18 protein-coding genes are annotated in these 18,701 nt (G+C 68.3%); 9 read left to right on the top strand and 9 right to left on the bottom strand.

Going from position 1 to position 18,701, the window contains the following annotated elements; all coding sequences use genetic code 11:
* Window position 1: 1 nt before the first annotated feature.
* The 6 genes from AB0F41_RS02790 to AB0F41_RS02765 form a co-directional block, all read right to left on the bottom strand.
* Window positions 2-523: a DoxX family protein gene (locus AB0F41_RS02790; protein WP_357420949.1), complete on the bottom strand. Its 522-nt coding sequence runs from the start codon at window positions 521-523 to the stop codon at window positions 2-4.
* Between the two features lie 3 nt (window positions 524-526).
* Window positions 527-1,495, bottom strand: a complete 969-nt coding sequence (locus AB0F41_RS02785; protein ID WP_357420948.1) for an alpha/beta hydrolase — start codon at window positions 1,493-1,495, stop codon at window positions 527-529.
* Between the two features lie 25 nt (window positions 1,496-1,520).
* Window positions 1,521-3,206 carry an OB-fold domain-containing protein gene (locus AB0F41_RS02780; RefSeq protein WP_357420947.1) on the bottom strand — a complete coding sequence of 562 codons (1,686 nt, stop codon included), beginning with the start codon at window positions 3,204-3,206 and terminating at the stop codon, window positions 1,521-1,523.
* Between the two features lie 144 nt (window positions 3,207-3,350).
* Window positions 3,351-4,703, bottom strand: coding sequence for a cytochrome P450 (locus AB0F41_RS02775; protein ID WP_357420946.1), 1,353 nt, complete (start codon window positions 4,701-4,703; stop codon window positions 3,351-3,353).
* 17 nt (window positions 4,704-4,720) lie between these two features.
* Window positions 4,721-4,915 (bottom strand): ferredoxin, encoded by a 195-nt coding sequence (locus AB0F41_RS02770; protein WP_357237425.1) that lies wholly within the window; start codon window positions 4,913-4,915, stop codon window positions 4,721-4,723.
* Window positions 4,916-4,962: 47 nt separating this feature from the next.
* Window positions 4,963-5,670: an SDR family NAD(P)-dependent oxidoreductase gene (locus tag AB0F41_RS02765; RefSeq protein WP_357420945.1), complete on the bottom strand. Its 708-nt coding sequence runs from the start codon at window positions 5,668-5,670 to the stop codon at window positions 4,963-4,965.
* 235 nt (window positions 5,671-5,905) lie between these two features.
* On the opposite strand from AB0F41_RS02765, the gene AB0F41_RS02760 reads away from it, so the two are divergent.
* Window positions 5,906-7,372, top strand: a complete 1,467-nt coding sequence (locus AB0F41_RS02760) for an aldehyde dehydrogenase family protein (RefSeq protein ID WP_357420944.1) — start codon at window positions 5,906-5,908, stop codon at window positions 7,370-7,372.
* Window positions 7,369-8,577 (top strand): CoA transferase, encoded by a 1,209-nt coding sequence (locus AB0F41_RS02755; protein ID WP_357420943.1) that lies wholly within the window; start codon window positions 7,369-7,371, stop codon window positions 8,575-8,577. Before AB0F41_RS02760 ends, AB0F41_RS02755 begins: the two co-directional genes overlap by 4 nt.
* Window positions 8,578-8,650: 73 nt before the next feature.
* Here the strand turns inward: AB0F41_RS02755 and AB0F41_RS02750 are convergent, their stop codons facing one another.
* Window positions 8,651-8,905 carry a hypothetical protein gene (locus tag AB0F41_RS02750; protein ID WP_357420942.1) on the bottom strand — a complete coding sequence of 85 codons (255 nt, stop codon included), beginning with the start codon at window positions 8,903-8,905 and terminating at the stop codon, window positions 8,651-8,653.
* A 216-nt stretch (window positions 8,906-9,121) separates the two neighbouring features.
* Between AB0F41_RS02750 and AB0F41_RS02745 the strand changes: the two genes are divergently transcribed.
* Entirely contained in the window at window positions 9,122-9,559 is a 438-nt protein-coding gene (locus AB0F41_RS02745) for a TIGR03667 family PPOX class F420-dependent oxidoreductase (protein WP_357420941.1), read from the top strand.
* Window positions 9,560-9,651: 92 nt separating this feature from the next.
* Here the strand turns inward: AB0F41_RS02745 and AB0F41_RS02740 are convergent, their stop codons facing one another.
* Window positions 9,652-10,527, bottom strand: coding sequence for a helix-turn-helix transcriptional regulator (locus AB0F41_RS02740; protein WP_357420940.1), 876 nt, complete (start codon window positions 10,525-10,527; stop codon window positions 9,652-9,654).
* 301 nt (window positions 10,528-10,828) lie between these two features.
* Between AB0F41_RS02740 and AB0F41_RS02735 the strand changes: the two genes are divergently transcribed.
* From AB0F41_RS02735 to AB0F41_RS02725, 3 genes are all read left to right on the top strand, one after another.
* Window positions 10,829-11,851, top strand: a complete 1,023-nt coding sequence (locus AB0F41_RS02735) for a zinc-dependent alcohol dehydrogenase family protein (protein ID WP_357420939.1) — start codon at window positions 10,829-10,831, stop codon at window positions 11,849-11,851.
* A 94-nt stretch (window positions 11,852-11,945) separates the two neighbouring features.
* Complete coding sequence (locus tag AB0F41_RS02730; protein WP_357420938.1) at window positions 11,946-12,341, top strand: cupin domain-containing protein; 396 nt, start codon at window positions 11,946-11,948, stop codon at window positions 12,339-12,341.
* 133 nt (window positions 12,342-12,474) lie between these two features.
* Complete coding sequence (locus tag AB0F41_RS02725; protein WP_357420937.1) at window positions 12,475-12,900, top strand: hypothetical protein; 426 nt, start codon at window positions 12,475-12,477, stop codon at window positions 12,898-12,900.
* Window positions 12,901-12,959: 59 nt separating this feature from the next.
* Here AB0F41_RS02725 and AB0F41_RS02720 read toward each other — a convergent pair whose 3' ends face one another.
* Window positions 12,960-13,697: a TioE family transcriptional regulator gene (locus AB0F41_RS02720; RefSeq protein ID WP_357420936.1), complete on the bottom strand. Its 738-nt coding sequence runs from the start codon at window positions 13,695-13,697 to the stop codon at window positions 12,960-12,962.
* Window positions 13,698-13,777: 80 nt separating this feature from the next.
* Here AB0F41_RS02720 and AB0F41_RS02715 point away from each other — a divergent pair, with 80 nt between their 5' ends.
* The 3 genes from AB0F41_RS02715 to AB0F41_RS02705 all read left to right on the top strand — a co-directional run bounded on the left by AB0F41_RS02715 (window position 13,778) and on the right by AB0F41_RS02705 (window position 18,594).
* Window positions 13,778-14,968, top strand: a complete 1,191-nt coding sequence (locus tag AB0F41_RS02715; protein WP_357420935.1) for an erythromycin esterase family protein — start codon at window positions 13,778-13,780, stop codon at window positions 14,966-14,968.
* 78 nt (window positions 14,969-15,046) lie between these two features.
* A complete protein-coding gene (locus AB0F41_RS02710) occupies window positions 15,047-16,858 on the top strand; it encodes an ABC transporter ATP-binding protein (RefSeq protein ID WP_357420934.1) in 1,812 nt (603 codons plus the stop codon).
* Window positions 16,855-18,594, top strand: coding sequence for an ABC transporter ATP-binding protein (locus tag AB0F41_RS02705; protein ID WP_357420933.1), 1,740 nt, complete (start codon window positions 16,855-16,857; stop codon window positions 18,592-18,594). The genes AB0F41_RS02710 and AB0F41_RS02705 overlap by 4 nt, the downstream gene beginning before the upstream one ends.
* The last annotated feature ends 107 nt before the right edge of the window (window positions 18,595-18,701 follow it).

Raw genomic sequence — 18,701 nt, 5'->3', positions numbered from 1 at the left:
TTCAGGATTCGGTGTTCGGGGTGGCCGGTTCGGGCGCCCGCGGCCGCCAGAACACGGCCAGTAGTGCGGCTGTCGCGAGCACCCCGACCCCGAGCGCGATACCGCCGCCCGCCCAGCCGGTGATCTCGATTCCCGCGGCGTGATCCAGCGAGAGCCACCCGGGGCCCAGCAGGCCGATCACCACGCAGACCACGCCCAGGACGAGGACGTACTCGTAACCGTCCTTCATCACGAAGAACCCGTTGGTCCGATGCGCCAGCAGCGCGGCGACCAGCATCACCGACACCACGGCCGCGGCGGCCAGCGGTGTCAGCAGCCCGAGGACGAGCAGCACCCCCGCGCCGATCTCGGTGATCACACTCAGCCACGCCTGCAGTACCCCGTTGCGCAACCCGAGACTGCTGAACCAGCGCCCGGTTCCGGCGATCTTGCCGCCGCCGACCCAGTGGTTGACCCCGTGCGCGATCATGGTCGCCCCCACGACCAGCCTGAGCAGGAGCAGTGCGATATCGGTGACGTCCATCGGTTACCTTTCCGGCGGCGCGGCGCCGCCGTCGAATTGCAGGGTGGGCCCGGAGAACTGTCCGGTCTCGCGGGCGACGACGCATTCCTCTGCGAAGGAGAGCACATCGAGGTGGTAGGCGGTGGCCGTATGGCCGAGGCTGATGTTGTGGCCGGTATTGGGTCTGAGGTTCAGGACGACCCGCGGCGCGGCCGTGAACAGGGCGCCGGCGGCCGTCATCTCCTCGGGATCGTTACGCCATACCCGCTCGTATTCGCCGAGGCTGTAGCGCAGCGGTATCCGGATACGTGGCGCGAGACCTAGGAATTCCCGTTCCGCCCAGTCGTGCAGATTGCGGGATTCGAGCGCGGAACCGCGCGCGGAGACGCTCGCGCCGCCGAGCACATCGCGGGGGTAGAGGCGGGGTTGTTCCCAGATGAGCCGTCCGACCCCCGACGGCCGTTGCCCGGTCATCCGGGCCGGGCCCCACAGCAGTTCCTGGGCGGCCGGCTGATGCCGGCGGCCGGTTCCGGCCAGTTCCAGCCCGAGCAGGTCCGCGCCGCGGTCGGCCGCGGCCATCCGGACGGCGAGTTCACAGCCCGCCGAATGCGCGAGCAGGAAAACCCCCGCGCCCCGGGGGATTCCGTCCAGCAGGGCGTCGACGGAGCCGTACATGAGGTCGACCCGGCGGCGCGGGTCGGTGAGCCGGTCGGCGTAGGGGGCCGAACTCCGGAACCCCGGGCGATCCAGCGCCAGCACGGTGTATCCGAGCCGTTGCCCGAGCCGCAGCAGCGACAGTTCCGGATGGCCGGGGCAGTCGAAATAACGCGAATCGACCGCGCCGCCGTGCAACGCGACCACCACCGCGCGCGGTGCGGGCGCTTCGGCGAGCAGGCCGGAGACCGGAATACCGCCGACCTCGGGCACTTCGGCGACGACCGGTAGCGGCCCGCCGGAATCGGCGGGCGCCAGTTCGGTGTCGGTGAGGGTCACCGGGCACCCCGCTGCCGTAGGCCCATCAGGACTCGCTCCGCAGCAGCATGGCGCCGCCCGGCGTGAGACCACCGCTGGACACCACCGCGACCCGGGCGTCCCGTACCTGGCGTTCCCCGGCGGTGCCGCGTAACTGGACGATCGCCTCGTGCAGCAGGCCCATACCGTGGGTGCGGCCGTGCGAGAGCTGGCCGCCGTGGGTGTTCAGCGGCAGGATGCCGTCACGCGCGATGTTCCTGCCGCCCTCGAGGAAGTCCTTGGCCTCACCGATCTTGCAGAAACCCAGCGCCTCGATCCACGACACACAGTTGATGGTGAAGCCGTCGTACAGTTCGGCCACGTCCACATCGTCGGGCCGCAGATCGGTACGGGTCCACAGATGCGCGGCCGGGCCCAGCACCTGCGGTTCGTGGGTGAGCGTGCTCTGATCCCATTCGATACGTTCGGCGATCTGGGTGCCCACGGCCTCCACCCGCACGGCCGGAACCGGCAGATCCGCCGCGGCCTCGGCCGCCGAGACGATCACCGCCACCGCGCCGTCACACGGGACATCGCAGTCGTAGAGGCCGAACGGTGTGGTGATCGGCCGCGCGCTCAGGTAGTCGTCCATCGTCATGGGGTCGCGATAGACGGCGCTGGGGTTCAGGGCGGCGTTGGCGCGCTGGTTCAGCGCCACCCATCCCAGGGTTTCACGGGTGGTGCCGTACTCGTGGAAATGCCGCTGCGCCTTCTGCGCCAGGGTGTGGGCCGCGGAGGTGGCGCCGAACGGATTCATCCAACTGGTGGTCCGGCCGCCGCCGGACGGGGTGATGGTGCCGCGTTTCATCAATTCGTTGAACGTGGCCTCCCAGACCGTGCGGAAGCACAGCACATGGGTGGCCAGCCCGGCATGCACCGCGAGCATGGCCGCGATGACCGAACCGCCGGGACCGAAGGTCTCGATTCCGCCGTTGTGCCAGGTGGGCCGGATGCCCAGGGCCGCCTCGAGCGCCGTGACCCCGCCTTCACCGAAACCGCCGAGATTCCCGCCGCCCGGGTACGAGGACAGGCCGTCGATATCGTCGATGCTCAGACCGGCGTCGGCGATGGCCCGTTCGCACGCGTCCACGGTGAGTTCCAGCGGCGGCCGCATCAATCGCCGCCCGATATCGGACATGCCGATTCCGGTGAGCGCGATACTGTCCTCGAACTTGGTGCGCCCGCGCATGGGCGCGACGTGCTGCCCGAACTCCTGCGGCGGGATCTCGTCCACCGGAAGCGGGGCCGGGCCCGGCTGTTCGGCGGCCGGCCGGAAAAGTGGCAACCACACATCGTCGTCCTGCTGGAACACCACCTCCAGCCGCATGCCCAGAGTGAGTTCCTTCGGATCGCAGTCGATGATGTTGGTGGTGAGCCGGACCCGGTCGTCCTCCGCCAGCGCGACCGTGGCCACCACGTACGGCGGCGGCAGGCCGGGTAGTGCGAAGCGCTGGTTGACCGTGAACGACGCCAGTATCGCGGTGCCCGAGACGATCCGGGGCGCGAGATCGCGGGCCCGGCAGTATCGGCAGATCGGCTGGGGCGGATGGATCAGCGCCGAACACGCCCGGCACTCCTGGATGCGGAGGTGCCCGTCGGCGCCCGAGGTCCAGAAGAACTCGGTGTCCAGGGACAGCAGCGGGAGCGGCCGCCCGGAGCGGGGTGCCGGATCGTCGCCGGTCGTCGATGCCATATCGCCTCCTCGTATCGCCGTGCGGCCGGGGTGGTCACCCCGTCGCCGGCGACTGTGTGCAGTGCCTTCACGCTCGCGGCGGGTGACCGGTTGTCCGGCCACCCGCCGCGCGCCCGTGGTCCGTTGTACGGCCGATGACCGGCCTCAGATCTGCGCCGCGCCGCGGCGGACGGTCACCGGCTCGGCCAGGCGCTGTTCGTCGCACACGGACTGCAACTTCTCCAGCGTCTCCGCCAAGCCGGGTCCGAGCGGTTCGCCGGGGGTGAAGGCGGCGGGCAGGTGCCGCATCCCCTGGATCACCGCGATCGTCTCGTAGTGGACCGCGTCCTCCGGTATGCACCGGTAGTCCGGCAGCCGGTCCAGCACCGCGATCAGCATGCGCTTGTACACCGCGCGGGCCACATTGGACCCGATACAGCGGTGAATGCCCAGACCGAAGCTGAAATGCCGGTTGCCCTTCCGGTCCAGCACCACGGACTCCGGCCGGTCGAACACCGCGGGGTCGCGGTTGGCCATCGCCCAGGACAGCCACAGCCGATCGCCCTCGGCGAACCGGGCACCGGCCAGATCCACATCCGTGTTGAGGGTGCGGCCGTCGCCCGGGGCCGGGGTGAAATACCGCAGGAACTCCTCGGTGGCCGAGTCGAGCAGCTGATCCCGTTCCCGGCTGAGGGTTTCGCGCTCTTCGGGATGTTCCGAGAGCCACTCCAGGGAGTGCGCGGTGAGTGCGGTGGTGGTGTCGAAACCGCCGCCGATCAGCAGGCCGAGCATGCCCAGGATCTCGATATCGCCGAGCGGTTCGCCGCCGAGGGTCGCGTCGGTGGCGAGGGCGTGGATCAGGCCGGGCCGGGGCTTCTCCCGGATCTCGTTGAGGTTGAGGTACATATCCAGGCCCATCTCCTGATGGAGCCGGTGTACCCGCTCGTACTCCGGGGAGTCCGGCGGGGTGTAGACGGTGGCGTGCGCGGGTTCGCTGTACACCGCCCAGTTGCGCAGCGGTATTCCCAGCATCGCCAGGGTGAGCACGGCCGGAACGATATTGGCCAGATCGTCGACGAAATCGATATGCCCGGTGGCGATCTTCTCGTCGAGCGCCGCGCGGACGAGTTCGTCGACGAACGGGATCCACCGCTGCACCGCGGCCGGGGAAAGATAGGGGTTGAGCACCGCGCGGAGTTCGCGGTGCTCGGGATCGTCCATTTCCAGGATGCCGTTGCGGATGGCGGACTGGTTGGTCGAGGGAATGGTGATGCCCTGGTACCCGCGCCGCACGCCCTCGACATCACGGTCGTTGGAGACGTGCGGACACCGTGCGAGTTCGAAAACCTCCCGGTTCCCCGCGGCGACCCAGTACCCCTCGTGGTTGTCGGTCCAGGCGATCGGGCAGTGCCGGTGCATATGCTCGGTGATCGACTGGAACGATTCCCGGTAGCCGGGGCCGTACCGGTCGAAATCGAATCGGGGATGTAAACGGTCGGTGGGTTCGATGGCGGACATCGGATGCCCCCTCTGTGCTACTCGGTGAGCGAGATGGCGCGTTCGGGGCACGAGTGCACCGCTTCGCGCACCTGATCCTCTTGGTCGTGCGCTACATTCTCGTCCACCGGCGACGAATGACCGTCGATTTCGCTGAGTTCGAACGCTTTCGGCGCGATCATCGAGCAGAGGGTATGTCCCTGGCAGCGATCCTGATCGACATGGACCTTCACGGTTGTCACTTCCCTTCGAGTGAGGTCGGCGGATTCCTGGGGCTGATTCAGGTGTTCCGTCCGCCGTTGACGCCGATGATCTGGCCGGTGATGTACCCGGCCTCCTCGGAGATCAGGAAAGCGCAGGTGGCGGCGATATCCTCGGGTTTGCCGACGCGCCGCACCGGGGTGCGCTGGATATGGTCCTCGACACTGCCGCCGAGCAGCCGGCGTTCCTCGGAGCGGCGCAGCATCGGGGTGTCGATGAAACCGGGGGGCACGGCGTTGACCGTGATCCCGGAGGGGCCGAGTTCGAGCGCCAGCGATTTGGTGAGCCCGTTGACCGCGGATTTCGACGAGACATAGTGCGACATGAACGGCTGACCCGATTGCGCGCTCGACGACGAGATGTTCACGATCCGGCCCCAGCCGGATTCGATCATATCCGGCAGTACGGCCTGGATGGTGTGGAAGACGCCGTGCAGATTGACCTCGATGACCCGCTGCCATTCCGCGAAATCGATGTTCTGGAACCGTTTGAATCCGTCCACGCCGGCGGCGTTCACCAGAACGGTGACCGGGCCCAGCTTTTCGCGGACGGTGCCCAGTGCTTCGGCGAGACTGTCCGGGTCGGTGACGTCGGCCCGGTATGCGGAATCATCGTCCGCGGAGGCGTTCCGGTCGAGTGCCGCTACGTGGAATCCGTCGCTGCGCAGCCGCTGCGCGATGGCCAGTCCGATGCCCGAGGCGCCGCCGGTGACAACTGCGGTTTTCACGCTTGCCTCTCCTCACTCCGCGCCCCACGGCGCAAGAACATGCATTCCGATTACGAGAACCGTACTCTCGTCGCGATCTGCTGCGCAAGATCTGCACGAACCCTCCGCTGCGGGCCGATTCGGCGCTTTTCTCGGGATCACCCCAGCTCACCGAATCGGCAGCGGGAGCGCCCTTGTCAAATGTACTATTCTCCTCAAACGAGAATGTTATTTCCACGAACTTGGAGGAGGCGGGATGTCAACGCAGGAAGAGGCGGTGACTGCCACCCAACGGCTGCTCATCGACGGGCAGCTGATCGAGACCGGGAGCACCCTGGCCTCGCTCAATCCCGCGAACGGTGAAGTGGTCGGTCACGCGCCCGAAGCCGGTATCGCCGAGGTCGACGCCGCCGTGGCCGCCGCCCGCCGCGCGTTCGACACCACCGACTGGTCGACGAACCACGAATTTCGCGCGCGCTGCCTGGATCAGCTCTACCAGGCGCTGCAGGACAATGTGGAACAGCTGCGGGCCCTGATGATCGCCGAGGTCGGCGCGAGCTTCATCCTGACCAAGGGCAACCAGCTCGAGACGCCGTTCGAAATCGTCAAGTACTACGCGGGCGTCCTGCGGGACTACAGCTGGACCGAGGATCTGGGTCCGGTGGAGATCCGGGGCGCCCAGCATCAGCGCTGGGTCGAGAAGGAGGGCGCCGGGGTCGTCGCGGCCATCGCCGCCTACAACTACCCGTATCAGCTGGCCTTCGCCAAGCTCGCGCCGGCACTCGCCGCGGGATGCACCGTGGTGCTCAAGGGCGCCCCGGACACCCCGCTGATCACCCTCGCGCTCGGCGAACTCATCGACCGGCACACCGATATCCCCGCCGGGGTCGTCAACATCCTGACGAGTTCCGAGGTGGCCGTCGGCGAGCGGATGACCACCCACCCCGATGTCGATGTGGTGTCCTTCACCGGATCCACGCCGGTCGGCCGCAAGATCATGGCCGCCGCAAGTGCCACGCTGAAAAAGGTCTTCCTCGAGCTCGGCGGTAAATCCGCTGCCATCCTGCTCGACGATGCCGACTACAACCTGGGCGCGATGTTCGCGGCCTTCAGCATCTGCTCGCACGCCGGTCAGGGCTGTGCCATCACCACTCGGCTGCTGGTACCGCGCGCCGATCACGACAAGGTCGCCGAACTGGTCGCCGGGAACCTGGCCAACATCACCTACGGCGATCCGGCCGACCCCAAGAACTACATGGGTCCGCTGATCAGCGAGCGCCAGCGCGATAAGGTGCACGGTCTGGTGGAACGCGCGGTCGCCGCGGGCGCCACCCTGGTCACCGGCGGCGAGAAGGTCGATCCGGGCTTCTTCTACAAGCCCACGCTGCTGTCGAATGTCGATCCCGACAGCGAGATCGCGCAGGAAGAGGTCTTCGGGCCCGTGCTGGCCCTGATCCCGTACGACGATATCGATGACGCCGTGCGGATCGCCAACAACTCGATCTACGGCCTGTCCGGCGGTGTATTCGGCGCCGACGCCGAACGTGCCCGGGCGGTGGCGCGTCGTATCCGCACCGGCACCTTCAGTATCAACGGCGGCAACTACTTCCATCCGGACGCTCCGTTCGGCGGCTACAAGCAGTCCGGTGTCGGCCGCGAGATGGGCGTCGTCGGGATGGAGGAATTCATGGAGCGCAAGACCATCGCCGAGGTGGTGGCATGAGTAAGCCGCTGGAGGGGATCACGGTCCTCGAGGTCGCCATGTACGGGTTCGTGCCGTCGGCGGGCGCGGTGCTCGCCGACTGGGGCGCGAACGTGATCAAGGTCGAGCACGCGGTGACCGGCGACCCGCAGCGGGGTCTGCGCCAGATCGGCAAATTCAAGGTCGAGGGCGATCCGAACCCGAATATCGAGCACGCCAACCGCGGTAAACGCAGTATCGGCGTGGATATGTCGGTGGAAGGCGGCCGCGAGGTCATCTACGAACTGGCCAAACGCGCGGATGTATTCCTCACCAGCTTCCTCCCCGCGCACCGGCAGAGGTTCGGCATCGATGTCGAGCACATCCGCGAGGTGAACCCGGGCATCGTCTACGCGCGCGGCAGTGCGCTGGGTCCGCGCGGTCAGGAATCCGACCGCGGTGGCTACGATATGACCGCCTTCTGGTGCCGGGGCGGCGTGGCCGCCACGATCACCCCCGAGGGCACCGACGGCATGATCTCGCCTCCCGGACCGGCTTTCGGTGACACCATCTCCGGCACCAATCTGGCCGGCGGTATCGCCGCGGCGCTGCTGAAGCGGGAGCGCACCGGCGAACCTTCGATCGTGGACGTCTCCCTGCTGGGCAGCGGTCTGTGGTCGCTGGGCCATACCGTGGCGCTTTCGGCGTACCAGGGCGAGCCGATGCTCGCGCCGCCGCCGGGGACCCACGGCGCCATGTCGAACCCGCTGTCCGGGCTCTACCGGACCTCCGACGACCGGTACCTGTCGTTCGTCATGCTGCAGCCCGGCAAGTTCTGGGCCGATGTGTGCCGTCATATCGACCGCCCGGAACTGGCCGAGGATCCGCGGTTCGCCGATGCGGCGCAGATCGCGGCGAATACCGATGCCGGGGTGGAGATCCTGCGGGAGGCCATCGCCGGCCGCACCCTCGCCGAATGGACGAAGAAGTTCGCGACCCTGAAGGGCCCATGGGCACCGGTCCAGGACTCCTACCAGGTGGGTCAGGACGACCAGATCAGGTCCAACGAATACCTGCTGCCCGCAGGTGAATTGGAGCTGGTGTCGAGTCCGGTGCAGTTCGACGTGCAGGCGCCCGAACTGCGGCCGGGCCCCGAGTTCGCGGCCCAGACCGAGGAGGTTCTGCTCGAACTCGGCTGGGATTGGGACCGGATCATCGAATTGAAAACCAGTGGGGCGGTGGCCTGAGGCCGGGCCTCATCGGTGTACCGCACCCGAATCGACCGGGCCGGGGCGTATGCTCCGGCCCGTTGTCGTGCGATCAGCTGTTCTCGCAGCCGATCCCGTTGCCATCGCGGTCGAGATCGTATTCGTCGGGACCGATCACGGTGACGCGGGCGGTGTATTCCGGCCCGTTCCCGGTCCCGCCGATACAGTCCACATCGCTGGTGATGGGGACGCAGGGTGTGTAGGAGGAGTGGCATTGCGCGGGCTGGGCGGTCGCCGTGTGGGTGGCGCCGGCCAGGCCGGACGCGGCGGCGGCGAGGGCGGCGGCGAGGATGGGAAGAGTTCTCATCGGGAACTTCTTTCAGGGGGATTGATGAAGCGCTGAAGTCTCGCACGCGGGCCCGAGCGACCCGGGCAAATTTAATGCAAACGTGACCTATAAAATAGGCTCGTCCCGTTTCGCCGAAACCACCCGGATCGGGTGAGGCGGGGAGTCGCTTCGATCGCCACGCTGTTCTTCCCCGAGACCTGCCCGCGCGTTGGACCGCAGCCCCCGGAGGTATTCATGACCGCACCCGGCACAAACGAGCTGTTCGATACCGCTACCGAATTCGGATCCCGCGTCGCCGCCCGCCTGACCGGCGAGCAGATCATCTGGCTCACCACCATCGGCGCCGCCGGCGCCCCGCAGCCGAACCCGGTGTGGTTCCACTGGCGCGGCGATTCCTTCCTGATCTTCAGTCAGCCCGACCGCCCGAAGCTCCGGAACATCGCCCGCAACCCGCGGGTGGCCCTGCATTTCAACAGCACCGGCAGCGGCGGCGATATCGTCGTCTTCGGCGGCGCCGCCCGGCTCGAGGCCACCGTCGACCCGGACGAGGCGGCCGGTTATTTCGCCAAGTACGAGCAGGGGCTGGCGGACCTGTCCATGACGGCGGACCAGTTCCGGGCCGAATACTCGGTGCCGATCCGGATCGTCCCCGACCGGATCCGCGGCTTCTGACCGCCCCGCACGGATCGGCGAAGGGGCTCCGAGGGGCCCTCGTGCGCACTGCCGGCAGGTCACCGGGTGATGACGAGCTCGGGCAGCGGAGGTCAGCGAGCGCGGTCCGGTGGATATGCGGATCGGGCCCAGGAGCCGAGGATCTGCAGGCGCTGGGCCGAGGGTGAGCCGGGTTCGGGGGTATAGACCATGAGGATCAAACCGGGCTCGGCGGTGACGGCGAGCTCTTCATAGGCGAGGACGAGTTCCCCCGCGTCCGGGTGCCGGAACCGTTTCGTGCCGGTGCCGTGGGTTCGCACATCGTGAGTGCCCCAGAGCCGCCGGAAGGTCTCGCTGCGGGTGGACAGTTCGCCGACGAGATCCTGCAGACCGCGGTCGTGCGGGTCGCGGCCGGCCTCGCTGCGCATGATCGCCACGCACATCTCGGCGAAGGTGTCCCAGTCCGGGTAGAAGTCGCGGGCGGCGGGGTCGAGGAATTGGAAGCGCGCCAGATTGGGGGTGCGCCCGCCCGACCCGAGCAGTGGCGAGTAGAAAGCGCGCCCGAGCTCGTTGGTCGCCAGCAGGTCCTGCCGCGGGTTGCGGACGAAGGCGACCGCGTCGTGGATGCTGTCCAATGCCCACTGCAGGCTCGGCCGGGCGGCGGAGTGCCTGGTGGCCCGCCGCCGGGGGCGTCCGGAGGTGGGGATGCCGTCGGCCGCGCGGGCGAGGTCGAGTAGGTGGGCGTGTTCGGTGTCGTCGAGTTGCAACGCCCGCGAGAGGGCATCGAGTACCGAGGCCGAGGCGCCCGCGATCGCGCCGCGTTCCAGTTTCGCGTAGTACTCGACGCTGACCCCGGCCAGGGCGGCCACCTCCGATCGGCGCAGTCCCGGAACCCGGCGGTTGGGTGCCGCGGGGATTCCGGCCCGATCGGGGCTGATCTTGGCGCGCCGTGACATCAGGAACTCGCGCACTTCGTCCCGGTTGCCCATATCCGAAGCGTAGGACGATCCGGCCGCGCCGAGGGTGCCCTGGTGGTACACCCCTCGAGGGAGACTCCCCGGATCGGCGGTCGGGGGGTTCACTGGAGGTTGCCGGCGGAACAGGGCCGCGCCGGGCCTGTGGCGACTACCGCGGACCTCGACGTTCCGGCAGGGCCCGCCCTCGGCCGAGCGAGATGGAGCCCGGGCGGCTCCGCGGTCTCCGCTGCGTCACATCTGCGCGTGGCGGGAGGAGACAGAGGCCCGCCCGCGCGACGATTCGAACCAGACATCGGCGAAGGAGAACCCGATCATGCGTGGAGTCATGTTGTACGCCCCCGGAGATGTGCGGGTCGAAGACCGCGACGACCCGGTGCTCGTCGAACCCACCGACGCGATCATCAGGATCGCCGCCACCTGTATCTGCGGCTCGGATCTGTGGCCCTACCGGGGCGTGGAAGCCGTGGACGGTCCGGCTCCGATGGGTCACGAGTACATCGGTGTCGTCGAGGAGATCGGTACCGATGTCCGCGGCATCGCGGTGGGCGACTTCGTGGTGGGGTCGTTCATGGCCTCGGACAACACCTGCGAGATCTGCCGCGCGGGCTACCAGAGCCGCTGCGTGCACGTCGTGCCGATGGGCACGATCGGCACCCAGGCCGAACGCGCCCGTATCCCGCACGCCGACGGCACCCTGGTCGCCGTTCCGGCCACTCCGGCCCCGGAACAGTACCCGAGCCTGCTCTCCGCCTCCGATGTACTCGGCACCGGCTGGTTCGCTGCCGTCGCCGCCGCGGCCGGGCCCGGCAAAACCGTGGTGGTGGTCGGCGACGGTGCGGTCGGCCTGCTCGCCGTGCTGGCCGCGAAACAACTCGGCGCCGACCGGATCATCGCGATGAGCCGGCACGCCGACCGGCAGGCGCTGGCCCGCAGATTCGGCGCCACCGATATCGTCGAAGAACGCGGTAGGGACGGTGTGGCCCGGATCAAGGACCTCACCGACGGCCTCGGTGCGCATTCGGTGATCGAAGCCGTGGGCACCCAGGAATCGATGACGCAGGCCATCCGGTCCGCCCGGCCCGGTGGGCACGTCGGCTACGTGGGTGTGGCGCACGATGTGGAACTCGACGGGATGCGGTTGTTCTTCTCCAGCGTTCATCTGCACGGCGGGCCGGCGCCGGTACGCCGGTTCCTGCCCGACCTCATCGACCTCATCGTGCGCGGTGAGATCGACCCGGGCGACGTTTTCGATCTGACCCTGCCGCTGGAGCGGGCGGCCGAGGGCTACGCCGCGATGGACGAACGACGCGCCACCAAGGTTTTACTGACCGTATGAGGCGGTACCGCCCCGGACCGCGTTCACCGGTGAGCCGCCCATGTGACAGGGGTGCGGCTCCCACCCGCCGACGATCCGACTGTGGAGGAGATCGATGGACATCCTGAGCACACCGCCCACCACCGAGGCGCCGCCGGAAATCTTCACCGGCTCCGTCTGGTTCGACACCATCTACCGCGGCGAAGAACCCGCCCGGGCGCGACTCAACGCCGTACATTTCGCACCCCGGTCCCGGACGAACTGGCATACCCACGGCCTCGGGCAGACATTGCATGTCACCGAGGGCACCGCGCTGGTCGTCACCCGCGCCGGTGTGGTGGCGGTGCTGCGACCGGGCGACACCGTATGGTGCCCGCCCGGCGAACAGCACTGGCACGGTGCCGCTCCGGACCATTTCATGACGCATCTCGCGCTCTGGGAAGGCGACGACGTCGATTGGGCGGAACCGGTGACCGCCGCCGAATACAACCGGGCAGCCGCGCAGATCTGACCGGCCGCGTTCACCGGTTCCCGTGTCCTGCGCCGAGGGCGGCTGCGCTGGCTGAATAATAAGCGCACGTATACGATGTGCGCATGCGTATCAAAAGGAACGGTGGCGATGCCCGGGCGAGACGAGTCGGGTCGTGACGCGCGCCGAACACTTCACCGAGGGCACCCTGCTCATGCCGTGGCAGCCGGGTCCCCGCGCGGAGACCACCGACCCGGTGTTCGTGAGCGTGACCGATTTCCTGGCCACCTCGGAGGCGGACGTGCAGGAGATCTACCGCCTGGGGCTCGAGCTGGGAGATGCCTGGCCGGTACTGCAGGGCGCGGTCGGCGTCTGGCTGTGGGGTAGACCCGCGGACCTGCGTGGCGGCTCGATCTCGGTATGGGAGACCGAGCAGGATATGCGGCGTTTTGTCCGGTGGCCGGTGCACACCCGGATCATGCGGGATTGGCGCGGCCGGGTGCGGGTGGCCGCGGACTCCTGGTGGGCGGACAGTTTTGATATCGACGGGGTGTGGGCTCGGGCCGCCCGAACCATCGACGAGGATCGTTCGGGCTCATGATGAACCGATGGCCGCGTCCGGAAGGCGGTCGCGGGGTATGTTCCGGTACGGGGTAGTTGTCACACCGGTGGCCGAACCGGTCCATCCGGCCGGAGCAGGTGCAGGTACTGCCCGAGCAGACCCGCCGCGTCGAGCATGGCGAGGCCGCGTGCGGTGAGTGTGCGCCGCCACCCGGTGAGCGCGGTGGCGGTGGCATCGGTGCCGCCCGCGGTCCGGATCCGTTCGACCACTCCGGCGATATAGGGCAGTCCGTACCCGCCGCGCCGGAGCAGGTGAGCGAGTTCCGCGTCGCGGGTATCGGCGCTGTCGTAGACGCGATACCCGGTGGCGGGGTCACGTGCGGGGTCGAGGATTCCCGCGCGTTCCCAGGCGCGCAGGGTCGCGGGGGTGACGCGGAGCCGGTGGGCGAGTTCGCCGACGGTACGGGTCGCGGCGTCCGACGGTCGCTCGCGGAGGTCCGCACTCGCGGCGGTGAGATGGTCGATCGCCGCGCGTACGGCGCTCAGGGTCTCCCGATCGCGGAGCAGCTGCTGGTGCCCGCGGTCCAGGAGTTCGAGCGCGCTGTCGAGTTCGCCGTGGTGGATCTCGGTCATGATCCGCCCGGCGAGATCGTGTCCGTATGCGGTGACGAGCGCCAGATAGGCCCGCAGGGCCGCCGCGTGCAACTCGGTGTAGACGCGGTAGCCGCTCGGCGTGCGTCCCGCCGCCGGGAGGAAGCCGTCTCGTTCGTAGTTGCGGACGGCCTGGGTGGAGAGCCCGTGCTCACGTGCGAGATCGGTCGGTCGCAGGGTGGACATCGCTTTGAGACTTTAGCCGGATATCCCGCGGTGTTTCGGCAAAAAGTCTCAACCGATCCATCAAAGATACGATCGAAGAAATGGACTACGATCTCGACTCAGTGCTCTCCCCCTCCGTCGACCTGCTCGCCTTCGGTGAACCGACCCACCTGGAACCCGCCTTCGCCTGGACCCGTAACGACCTGCTCGCCCGGCTGGCGGACCGCGGCTTCCGGTCGATCGCGCTCGAATCCGACCGGGTGGCGGCACTTCTCGTGGACGAGTATGTCCGGGCCGATGTGGGCACGCTGGACACGGCGATGCGGGACGGTTTCTCGCACGGCTTCGGGGAACTCGAGGCCAACCGTCACCTGGTCGCCTGGATGCGGGAATACAACGAGGGCCGTCCGGTGGAGCAACAGCTCGCGTTCTACGGTTTCGACGCGCCGACCGAGATGGTCAACGTTCCCGGCCCGCGCAGCTATCTCGAACACGTCCGCGACTATCTGCGGCTCGACCTCGATCTCGCGGATCTGCTCGGGGCGGATGAACGCTGGCACCGCACCGAAGCGGTCATGGACCCGGCCGAATCACCCGGAGCGAGCCCCGAGGCCGGTGTGGTCCGCGCCCTGGCCGACGATATGTCCGAGCAGCTCTACACGCGCGCACCGGAACTCGTGGCGCGGAGCTCGCGGGCCGAATGGGTCCGCTGCGAAACCCATGTGATCGCCGGCCTGGGTCTGCTGCGGTATCACCGGCTGGCGGCGCAGCCGCTGGAACAGGAGGACCGGTGGACGCGGATGTGCGCGCTACGTGATGTCCTGATGGCGCAGAACCTGCTGCACATCCGGCGTATCGAGGCGCTGCGGGGTCCGACGTTGATCTTCGCGAACAACAGGCATCTACAGCGGAATCCGAGCACGATGCGGTTGGGGGAGATGCACCTCGGCTGGCACAGCGCCGGTGCCGTGGTGGGCTCGGTGGTGGGGCCGCGGTATTCGCTGATCCTCGGGAGTCTGGGACGCGACGAACTCATCGGCCTGCCCGAGCCGGACCCCCGGACCTACGAGGGATTCCTGCAGACCCGGATGACCGCCCCGGGCCCGATCGCACCCGCCGAGATCCCGGCCGCGGATATCCGCGCCGACCACGGGCCCGACCACGGCTACTTCCCACTCGACCGGGCGAGTATCGACGCCGCCGACCTGATCCTGCACATTCCGGACGGCTCGGCCGTGCGGGGCGCCGGACCGGCGATCCGCGGCGACTACGGGTCGCGCCACATTCCTTAGGCAAGGCTTTCCTTGTCTTCGGGTATCTGGATAGACTGCGCGTGACTACCACCCGAAACAACGTGTAGGGGTTTCTCCGTGCCCGAAGACAGCCCGGCCGGCAACCGTCGCGGGGCGACCGCCGATACGAAACAGGCCGCGAAGACGGCTCGCCGCGTGGTGCTCGCACCGGTACGCGGGCGCCTGACCATGGCCGCCGCCATCGTGTTCGTCTCCGCCATATGCGCGGTGCTGCCCTATGTGCTCATCGTCGAGGCCGCCCGGCGGCTCCTCGGCGATGTGCGCAGCGATGTATGGCAACCGGTTCTGATAGCGCTGATCCTGCTCGGCCTGCGCGGCATGCTGTACTCGGGTGCGCTGCTGTGGACCCATGTGATCGATGCCGACAACCAGCTGCACCTGCGAGAGGCGCTGGCGGACAAACTGCGCCGCGTCCCGCTGGGCTGGTTCGGGGCGCGCTCCTCGGGCGAGGTGAAGAAACTCCTCCAGGACGACGTCGAGGCGATCCACTATCTGGTCGCCCATGCGCAGATGGAGTTCACCGCGGCGATCGTGACGCCGGTGCTGACCCTCGGCTACCTGTTCCTCGTCGATTGGCGCCTCGCCCTCGTCCTGCTGGCGCCACTGGCGCTCTACGGTGCGGCGCTCGCGGTGATGATGGGCCGCAACTACAACGAGAAGCTGGCCGAATACACCGAGTGGGAGAAGAAATCGGAGTCGGCGACGGTCGAATTCGTCGACGGTATCCAGGTGGTCCGCGCGTTCGGGCAGGCCCGCCGGGCACACCACCGCTACCGTGAGGCGGTCGAGGGATTCACCGACTACTTCACCGCCTGGACCACGCCGATGACGCGGATCGAGGCGGCGGCGGGCCTGTTCCTCAATCCGGTCTTCCTCATGGTGGTGGTGCTGGCTGTCGGACTTCCGCTGATCTCCGGCGGGATGCCCGCACTGGACCTGCTGCCGTTCCTGCTGCTGGGTCTCGGATTGGGTACGACGGTGCTGACGGTCGGTTATTCGGCGCAATCGCTGAGCCAGGCGGACGCGGCGTGCCTGCGACTGTACGAGCAGCAGCAGGTCGCGGAGCTGGAACAGCTCGAACCGGCGGATCCGATTCCGGACGAGGCGGCCGGCACCGTGCACTTCGAAGATGTGCGGTTCGGTTACCACGACGGGCACGATGTGCTGAAAGGCGTGACGGCGACCCTGCGTCCGGGCACGATCACCGCCTTGGTCGGTCCCAGCGGCTCCGGTAAATCGACCTTGGCGAAATTGCTACCGCGGTTCCATGACGTCACCCGGGGGCGGATCACCATCGACGGGCGCGATATCCGTTCGCTGCCGCAGGAGGATCTGTACCGGCGGGTGGCGTTCGTATTCCAGGATGTGCGCCTGCTGCACGACACAGTGCGCGCCAATGTGGCGCTGGCCCGGCCCGGCGCGACCGACGAGGAGATCCACCGCGTCACCCGGGCCGCCCAGATCCACGACCGCATTCTCGAACTCCCGCGCGGCTACGACTCCGTGATCGGCGACGACGCGCGACTGTCCGGCGGTGAGGCGCAACGGCTTTCCATCGCCCGCGCACTCCTGGCCGATGCGCCGATCCTGGTGCTCGACGAGGCGACCGCGTTCGCCGATCCCGAATCGGAAGCGGCGATCCAGGACGCCCTGGCCCAACTGGTCGCCGGCCGTACGGTGCTGGTGATCGCGCACCGGCTGCACACCATCACCGGAGTCGACGCACTGCTGGTCCTCGCGGACGGCGAGCTGGTCGAACAGGGCACACACGACGAGTTGCTCGCTGCGGGTGGCACGTACCGCGGGCTGTGGGACGCGAACGAAGCCGCGGTCCGCGATCTCGGCGAAATCGAGGGAGTAGCACGATGATTCGGCAGATCGTCCGGTTGGTTCCGGATCAGTACCGGCCGCTGCTGCCCCGCTACGGCGCGGCGCTGATCGTACTCGGGATCGCGCAGGGCATCGCCTATGTCCTGCTCGCACCGCTGCTCGAGGACGTTTTCGCCGATCGCCTGGACCGCGCGGGCTGGTGGCTCGCCGCGATCGTGGGCGCCTTCGTGGTAGTCGCCGCCGCCAGCTTCCTGCAGGCCCAGATCGGCCTGCGCATCGGCGTCGCCCTGATGCGCCATCTGCAGATGCGGCTCGGCGACCACCTCGGTGCCATGCCGCTCGGCTCGTTCGGCCCCGCGACCTCGGGCCAGGCCTCGCGGTTGATCACCTCCAGTACCCGCGAGGTCATGGGTGTACCCGCGCATCTGCTCACACCGCTGGTCACCGCCGTGCTCGTGCCGGCGACCGTCGCGGTCGGAATGTTGTTCATCGACTGGCGGATCTCGGTGGCGATGGTCGCCAGCGCGCCGGTGCTCTACCTGGTGAACCGATGGGGTGGCGACCTCTTCGCCCGGGCCACCGCCGGGCAGCATCAGGCTGCCGCCGAGGCCAACTCCCGCGTGATCGAGTTCGCCCAGGCGCAACCGGTGCTACGGGCTTTCGGCGCCGACGATTCGGGCACCCGGGCGCTGCGAGCGGCGTTGCGGGAGCAGGGCCGCGCGACAACCCGCGCCATCGGGGCCTCCGTGCCCGGGCTGGTGATCTTCTCCTTCGTCGTGCAGCTCACCTTCATACCCCTGGTGTGGCTGGTGATCTCGCTGGCGACGTCGGGCGATATCTCGGTTCCGGTGGCGATCGCGCTGATCGTCGTCAGTTCCCGGTTCGTCGAACCGCTCAATCAGGCCGCCGAACTGTCGACCGCCATCCGCCGCGCGATGGTCGCGGTGAACAAGATCAACAAGTTCCTGGACGGCCCGGTTGTCGCCGAGCCCGCCGAACCGGCGCAGCCGGCCGATGCCGGTATCCGTTTCGAGGACGTCACCTTCGGATACCGTCCGGGGGAGACCGTGTTGAACGCTGTGTCGTTCGCCGCGCCCGCCGGGACGACCACGGCGATCGTCGGCCCCAGCGGCGCGGGTAAGACGACGGTGCTGCGGCTGGCCGCCCGGTTCTACGACGCCGGCTCGGGCCGTATCGTGCTCGGTGACCGCGATGTGCGCGATCTGGCCTCGGAGACCCTGTTGAACCAGGTCTCCCTCGTATTCCAGGATGTGTACCTGTTCGACCAGTCGGTGCTCGACAACATCCGTGTCGGCCGCCCCGGCGCCACCGACGACGAGGTCCGCGAGGCGGCCCGGATCGCGCGGGTCGACGAGATGGTCGCGCGGCTGCCCGACGGCTGGGACACCAGGGTCGGCGAGGGCGGTACCGCGCTGTCCGGTGGTGAGCGGCAGCGGATCTCGATCGCGCGCGCCCTGCTCAAGAACGCCCCCGTGGTGCTCCTCGACGAGGCGACCAGCGCCCTGGACCCGCAGAACGAGGCGGCCGTCGTCCGCGGTATCCGTGAACTCACCCAGGGCAGGACCGTGCTCGTGGTGGCCCACCGCCTGCCCACGATCCGCCATGCCGACCAGATCCTCTTCCTGGACGACGGCGGGATCGTCGAACGCGGCACTCACGACGAACTGCTGGCGGCCGACGGGCGCTACGCCGCGTTCTGGTCCGAACGCAGCCGGGCGGCCGGGTGGCGGCTGACCGCGGCGGCGCGGGCCTGAGTTCGTGCTGCTCTACGTCCACCGGGTCACCATCGCGGTCGATATGGTGACGAAAGTGTGAATCTGTCGCTTCGGGCGTTACCGGAGAACCTGCCGGAGCCATCCGT

It is taken from the genome of Nocardia sp. NPDC024068 (assembly GCF_040638875.1).
Classification (GTDB): Bacteria; Actinomycetota; Actinomycetes; order Mycobacteriales; family Mycobacteriaceae; genus Nocardia.
This window is presented reverse-complemented; position numbering and strand designations above follow the sequence as displayed.

Excerpts from the sequence above, each read along its gene's own strand:
- AB0F41_RS02790 (WP_357420949.1), bottom strand. The coding sequence starts at position 523 with ATGGACGTCACCGATATCGCACTGCTCCTGCTCAGGCTGGTCGTGGGG.
- AB0F41_RS02705 (WP_357420933.1), top strand. The coding sequence starts at position 16,855 with ATGATTCGGCAGATCGTCCGGTTGGTTCCGGATCAGTACCGGCCGCTG.
- AB0F41_RS02755 (WP_357420943.1), top strand. The coding sequence starts at position 7,369 with ATGAGTAAGCCGCTGGAGGGGATCACGGTCCTCGAGGTCGCCATGTAC.
- AB0F41_RS02715 (WP_357420935.1), top strand. The coding sequence starts at position 13,778 with ATGGACTACGATCTCGACTCAGTGCTCTCCCCCTCCGTCGACCTGCTC.
- AB0F41_RS02730 (WP_357420938.1), top strand. The coding sequence starts at position 11,946 with ATGGACATCCTGAGCACACCGCCCACCACCGAGGCGCCGCCGGAAATC.
- AB0F41_RS02720 (WP_357420936.1), bottom strand. The coding sequence starts at position 13,697 with ATGTCCACCCTGCGACCGACCGATCTCGCACGTGAGCACGGGCTCTCC.
- AB0F41_RS02775 (WP_357420946.1), bottom strand. The coding sequence starts at position 4,703 with ATGTCCGCCATCGAACCCACCGACCGTTTACATCCCCGATTCGATTTC.
- AB0F41_RS02750 (WP_357420942.1), bottom strand. The coding sequence starts at position 8,905 with ATGAGAACTCTTCCCATCCTCGCCGCCGCCCTCGCCGCCGCCGCGTCC.
- AB0F41_RS02735 (WP_357420939.1), top strand. The coding sequence starts at position 10,829 with ATGCGTGGAGTCATGTTGTACGCCCCCGGAGATGTGCGGGTCGAAGAC.
- AB0F41_RS02745 (WP_357420941.1), top strand. The coding sequence starts at position 9,122 with ATGACCGCACCCGGCACAAACGAGCTGTTCGATACCGCTACCGAATTC.
- AB0F41_RS02780 (WP_357420947.1), bottom strand. The coding sequence starts at position 3,206 with ATGGCATCGACGACCGGCGACGATCCGGCACCCCGCTCCGGGCGGCCG.
- AB0F41_RS02740 (WP_357420940.1), bottom strand. The coding sequence starts at position 10,527 with ATGGGCAACCGGGACGAAGTGCGCGAGTTCCTGATGTCACGGCGCGCC.
- AB0F41_RS02760 (WP_357420944.1), top strand. The coding sequence starts at position 5,906 with ATGTCAACGCAGGAAGAGGCGGTGACTGCCACCCAACGGCTGCTCATC.